General features: G+C 68.3%; 7 protein-coding genes. 5 read left to right on the plus strand and 2 right to left on the minus strand.

Annotated features, from left to right (window positions below; all coding sequences use genetic code 11):
- Positions 1-569: ATP-binding cassette domain-containing protein (locus tag B7X32_RS18020; RefSeq protein ID WP_292722780.1), on the plus strand; the 569-nt coding region annotated here is incomplete at its 5' end.
- 52 nt (positions 570-621) lie between these two features.
- Here the strand turns inward: B7X32_RS18020 and B7X32_RS18025 are convergent.
- On the minus strand, positions 622-780 hold the full coding sequence (locus B7X32_RS18025; RefSeq protein WP_292722783.1) for a hypothetical protein: 159 nt from the start codon (positions 778-780) through the stop codon (positions 622-624).
- A gap of 216 nt (positions 781-996) precedes the next feature.
- Here B7X32_RS18025 and B7X32_RS18030 point away from each other — a divergent pair, with 216 nt between their 5' ends.
- The 4 genes from B7X32_RS18030 (at position 997) to B7X32_RS18045 (ending at position 4,656) form a co-directional block, all read left to right on the plus strand.
- Complete coding sequence (locus tag B7X32_RS18030; protein WP_292722786.1) at positions 997-1,869, plus strand: helix-turn-helix domain-containing protein; 873 nt, start codon at positions 997-999, stop codon at positions 1,867-1,869.
- A 675-nt stretch (positions 1,870-2,544) separates the two neighbouring features.
- Positions 2,545-3,201 (plus strand): hypothetical protein, encoded by a 657-nt coding sequence (locus B7X32_RS18035; protein WP_292722789.1) that lies wholly within the window; start codon positions 2,545-2,547, stop codon positions 3,199-3,201.
- A gap of 207 nt (positions 3,202-3,408) precedes the next feature.
- On the plus strand, positions 3,409-4,251 hold the full coding sequence (locus tag B7X32_RS18040) for a universal stress protein (protein WP_292722793.1): 843 nt from the start codon (positions 3,409-3,411) through the stop codon (positions 4,249-4,251).
- A 9-nt stretch (positions 4,252-4,260) separates the two neighbouring features.
- Positions 4,261-4,656 (plus strand): pyridoxamine 5'-phosphate oxidase family protein, encoded by a 396-nt coding sequence (locus tag B7X32_RS18045; protein WP_292722797.1) that lies wholly within the window; start codon positions 4,261-4,263, stop codon positions 4,654-4,656.
- 76 nt (positions 4,657-4,732) lie between these two features.
- On the opposite strand, the gene B7X32_RS18050 is transcribed toward B7X32_RS18045, so the two are convergent.
- On the minus strand, positions 4,733-5,322 hold a 590-nt coding region (locus B7X32_RS18050; RefSeq protein ID WP_292722802.1), incomplete at its 5' end, for a substrate-binding domain-containing protein.

Genomic DNA, 5,322 nt, shown 5'->3' on the forward strand with positions numbered 1-5,322 from the left:
CGATCCGCGTCGTCGGCGGCTCCGCGACCGTCTGCGGCGTCTCCGTGCGTCACCCCGGGCGGCGGCTGCGCGAGCTCACGTACCGCGCCGGCTACCTGCCGCAGAACGCCGGGGCGCTGCTCACACCGCAGCTCACCGTGCAGGAGACCATCGCGGAGCCGATCCTGCAGCGCGAACGGCGGGTGAACGTGAAGGCGCTGGCGATCCGGGTGGCGACGCTGCTCGACGAACTGCACCTGCCGCTCGGCCTCGCCTCGTCGTTTCCGTACGAGCTCAGCGCGGGCATGCGCCAACGGGTGGCGATCGCCCGCGCGCTGGTGCTCGATCCGACCGTGCTGATCGCCGACGAGCCGCTCGCGAACCTCGATCTGGAGGTGCGGCCCGTGGTCTTCGCCGCGATCACGCGCCGCCGCACGGAGCGCGGGATGGCCGCGCTGCTGGTGAGCAACGACGCGGCGTTCGCGCGCGAGCTCGGCGCGGAGACGCTCATGATCCGCGAGGGCCATGTGGTGGCGCGCGGCGCGGGCGCCGATCTGCTCTGGACTCCCGGAACCGAGCACGGGCGCTGAGCAGGGTACGCATCGTCAGGCACGCACGAACAATGCGAAATCCTTCCCGTCTCTAGCGTTGCATGAGATACGCGGCGCCCAGCCCGACGACGACAGCGGCGAGGCCGAGGATGGCCCAGATCGGCGCGCCATAATACTCCTTGATCAACCACGGCGTCTTGTAATCGCCGTCGCCCTTGCGTGCATGCGAGCGCCGCTTTTCCCCTGACATTGCCAACCTCCCCAGTGGGCACTTCGTGCACAGCTAATCAGCTGATCGAAGGGCTTGAGAGCGACACTACAAGGTCGGGTCCCATCTGGCATCATCGAAGTCGCGGTTCTCTCATCTGGCCCGGTTGCTGTGCCGCATTTGATGACGTTATGTTAACGCGAGATATCGCAGCGGAGGGAATCGCTCTCGCGATGATCGACGGGGGAAGATCGTTAAATGGGGATTGTCACCACTTCTGGGGATTTAACACGGCTGCTCCGCGGCGAGCGGCAGCATCCGATCGTTGCGCTGCGTTACCGCAGTGTGCTTGCGACGCAGCACGTCGTAGGCCGTGACATATTGTGGCGATGGCTGCCGCAAGAGGCCGAAGGGACGGAGACCGCGGCGCTTCTCGTGTCCTCGATCCCGCTGGAGATCCACGGTGCCGAAGGCGAACCGCAAGAGGTTCCTCCGGGTGCGCTGGTGTTCCTGCACCCGCATCGGCGGGCGTCGGTCAGCGCGGTGAAATCCGGCACCGTTATGATCGCCTGGGTCCCATGGGCGGAACTGGTCGAGATCGAATCGGGTGTCGGCGCTCCGAGGGAGGTGATCCCGGCGAGTGCGCTGGGGCGCGGGCTGCGCGCGTTCCTCGACTCCTTGCTCACCCAGCCGTCCGAGCCGACGCTGTATACCGACTACCTCGTCGAGCAGCTGATCTCCGAGATGGTCTTCGGCGTCCTGGTCGAAGCAGGACCCCGCACGACGATCGCGGGCATCGAGGCCCCCGGGATCGCGCGTGCCCGCACACTCATACTGATTCGTCGCACCGAGCCGGAGTTCGGCGTCGCCGCGCTGGCGCAGGACCTGCACATGTCGGTCCGGAATCTGCAGAGACTCTTCGCGGTCGACGGCAGCACGCCGGCCGATGAGCTGCGTCGCGCCCGGGTGGATCTCGCGCAGGACCTGCTGGCCAATGCGGGCAACGCGCCACTGGGAATCGGCGAGATCGCGCAGCTCTCGGGCTTCCGCGACGCGGCGGCCCTGCGTCGGGCGTTCGCCTGGGCCGGGCTGACGACACCTCGGGAGCTGCGCAGAGTCTCCCGCCGCTGATCTCGTCCGGCGACCCGTGAGGACCGTTCGTCACTTCTGCGCCAGCGAAATTCGATTCTGCGACACTGAACTCGTAGATGGCGCACTGTGTCGGCGCTCGCGCGACATTCTTCGCCGTCCGGCACACAATTGTGGGAGCCCCGTGATTTGATGAGTTGCGCGGCGTCTTCCTGTGTCGAATGGTTTTCCAGATCCTGTTCGACTGTTCCCGGAGGCTCTGCGATGCTCGGTGTCCGGCCGAATTTCCCATCGGTCGAACGGCGACCTCAGGGGCGCATTCAACGAGCATCAGAAATTGCGCCATTGCGGAATCCGCTCCTCGGCCTCCGCAATGGCGCGGTATCGAGAATCCGACTCGATACCGATCGTTCGCGGCATGGGGAGCGAACGGGTCGGGCGGCTCTTCCGAGGGTAGGCGGAGCCCCCCGACTCCCGTGCCATCGTGTTCTGTCTCCATCGATTGTCCGCATGAGACGAGGAAAACGTTCGGCGTGCGGCAAAACGTCCCGTCCGTGTGCATTCTTCGATCGAGCGCCACATTTCATCGTTATTGCGTCCAGGCGCCCCGCCGCGACGAGGCCGGCCTCGATGATGATCCAGCGTGGCAACGGAGCGACCGCTGCGGCGGCGCCGGGCCACGCGGTCTGAAGTCGATAACTCTGGGGAGGAACACACATGTCCGAAAGCAAGACCATGGGGAGCGGGCGTCCTGCCGTCGATCGCCGCACGATCGTCAAGGGCGCGGCATGGAGCATCCCGGTCGTCGCCGCGGCTGCGGCCATGCCGCTGGCGTCCGCATCGACTCCGGCATGCCCCACCTGCATCAAGGCGGGCTTTCCGATCATCGGTGGTGTCGTCTCCGGCGCCTGGACGTCCCAGGCGCTCGTCGTGGGGAACAAGGGGACGATCGCGTTCCCGTCGATCTTCGGCCTCGACGCGACGCAGTGCGGCATCAGCTTCACCAACATCTTCCAGCCCGCCTTCACGTACATCGTGACCCGGGCGACGCTGACGATGTCCGATGGCAACACCTACAACTCCGCGGCCGGTCTCGGGGCCGGTGCGGGAAACATCTCGACCGTCGGCGCGATGCCCGGTGCCTTCCTGTTCAGCAACGTGTCGCTTCCCAACGGCGGCGCCATTGCAGGGATCCCTCCATATCCGGTCGTTCCGAAGACTCTGACCGTCACGGTGACGACGACGCTCCAGTACGGCATCGGGCTGTCGATTCAGTGCCCGATGACTCTGGTCTGGGACCTGCACGGTCTCGCGACGGGCCTCGTCTTCCTCGGCACGGGCACGGTCAACTTCACCGGAACCGCGACCGTCTGATCCGCGTTCGCACGTGCGCCGGTGGTGAGCACGCTCATGGTCGTGAGCGGCAGGCCTCGCGCCGGCGCATGTGCGGTCGCGTCCGGGACACGGGCGGGGCGACGGGCGTGCGCGCCTTCGTGCGAACCTTAAACACGGTCGCAACCCCTGCACGGCGCCGTCCTCTCTGGTTACGCTCGAAAGAGGCGGAGATGAGAGGAACGCGTCATGACCGGAATGATCGTCGTAGGAGTCTCGGACGCACCGGTGGCTGCGCGAGTGGTGGAGTGGGCCATGGCGCGTGCCTCGGAACGCTCGCAGCCGGTGGAGCTGGTCTCCGTCGTCGGGGGAGCGATCGGCACTCTCGGTGAAGGCGGTCCGCTCGCGGACGCCACCGCCGCGGCGCGCGCGTTCCTCGAGGAGCTCGTCCAGCGGCACGCCGGGCGCGGCGTGGAGGTGAGCGTGCGGGTGGAAGTGGGCAGTCCCATCGAGCGCCTTGTGGCCGTGTCGGAGGACGCCGACCTGCTCGTCATCGGCAGCGACTACCAGGGGGGATCCGCCCCTTCGGTCCGCGGGTTCCACGGGGTCCGCATCACGGCCGGTGCCAGATGTCCCGTCGTCGTGATCCCGGACTACGACCTGACCGATCGCAAGGGGATCGTCGTCGGCGTCGACGGATCCGAGACCTCCGAGAGCGCCCTGCGCTTCGCCGCCGCCGAGGCCGACCGTCGCAATGAGCCGCTGACGGCGGTATCGGTGTGGACGCCCCTGACGGCCCCGGGATACGGCCTGGTGAGCTACGCGCAGCCCTATCTCGACAACATGCAGACGGCCACCGAGGAGATCCTCGCGATCGCCCTGGCCGGCCTGTCCACGGACTACCCGGATCTCACGATCATCCCCGTCGTCGAGAGCGGCTATCCCTCTCGCGTGATCGACGAACTCGCCGCCTCCGCATCGCTCTGCGTCGTGGGCTCCCGCGGGCGCGGCGCGATCCGGCGCTTTCTGCTCGGATCGATCAGCCAGGAGATCATCGGGCATCCGGCCACGGCGACGGCCGTCGTCCGATAGGTGCGCCCGATGATCATCGAGCTCAGCGATCAGGAGTGCTACGACCTGCTCACCGCGACGACCGTCGGGCGGATCGGCTTCGTACAGGACGCCCGTGTCCTGATCCTCCCCGTCAACTTCGTGGTCTCCGGGCGGGATCTGCTGCTGCGCACCGCGGCTGAGGGGCTTCTCGGCGCGCTCTCGGAGACGCCGGCCGAGGTCGCGTTCGAGGTCGACAGCCACGCCCCCCTCTCGCGCACCGCGTGGAGCGTGCTGATGCACGGGCGGCTCTCCCGCGTCGCGGAGGAGGACGCGGCGGCGGTCCTGCCCCGCGTCTCGCCGTGGGCCGGACCCGGCAGGGATCTGCCGCTGCGGTTCCGCATCGAACGCATGACCGGACGGACCGTGCACGGCGACCAGGCGTAGTGATTCCGGGCGCGGCGACCGATCGCACGGCGTTTCATCGACGATGCGGTGCCGGATGACCGGGGCTCCGACCTGTTTAGCCGGCGGGGGGTGCCGGAGGCGGACCGGCTGTCTCGCCGCGCACGAGTTCGACGGGCAGGACTACGCTCTCGGGTCGCTCCCCGCGCAGCAGCGACGTCACGAGCTCCCCGGCCACGCGGCCGCGCTCATACAGCGGTTGCCTGACGGTGGTCAGAGCGCGATCGAGGCCAGGCAGCTCGATGCCGTCGAAGCCCGTGACCGTGACGTCCTCCGGTACCCGTAGCCCGCGCTCGCGCACCGCTTGAAGGGCGCCCAGGGCGAGCAGGTCGTTCTGCGCGAGGATCGCGGTCGGCGCGGTGGGATGATCCAGGAGCGCCCGCGCTGCCGCGGCGCCGGCGGCCGCGTCCCGACCTCCGGCCTCGACCCTGACAGCGTGCGGGAACGCCTCGGCCACCGCTTCGAGCCTTCCGCGGATCGTGGGGTTCGCGATCGCATCGAGGTCCGCCGCGATCGGGTGCGCCGGGCCGGGCGCGTGCTCCGGCCCCATGGTCGTCCGGCGCATCACGACCCCGATCCGGGTGTGTCCGAGGGCGGAGACGAATCCGGCGAGCTCCGCCATCCCGCGTCGGTCGTCGACGTCGACCA

The organism is Microbacterium sp. 13-71-7 (assembly GCF_002257455.1).
In the GTDB taxonomy this organism is placed as follows: Bacteria; Actinomycetota; Actinomycetes; order Actinomycetales; family Microbacteriaceae; genus Microbacterium.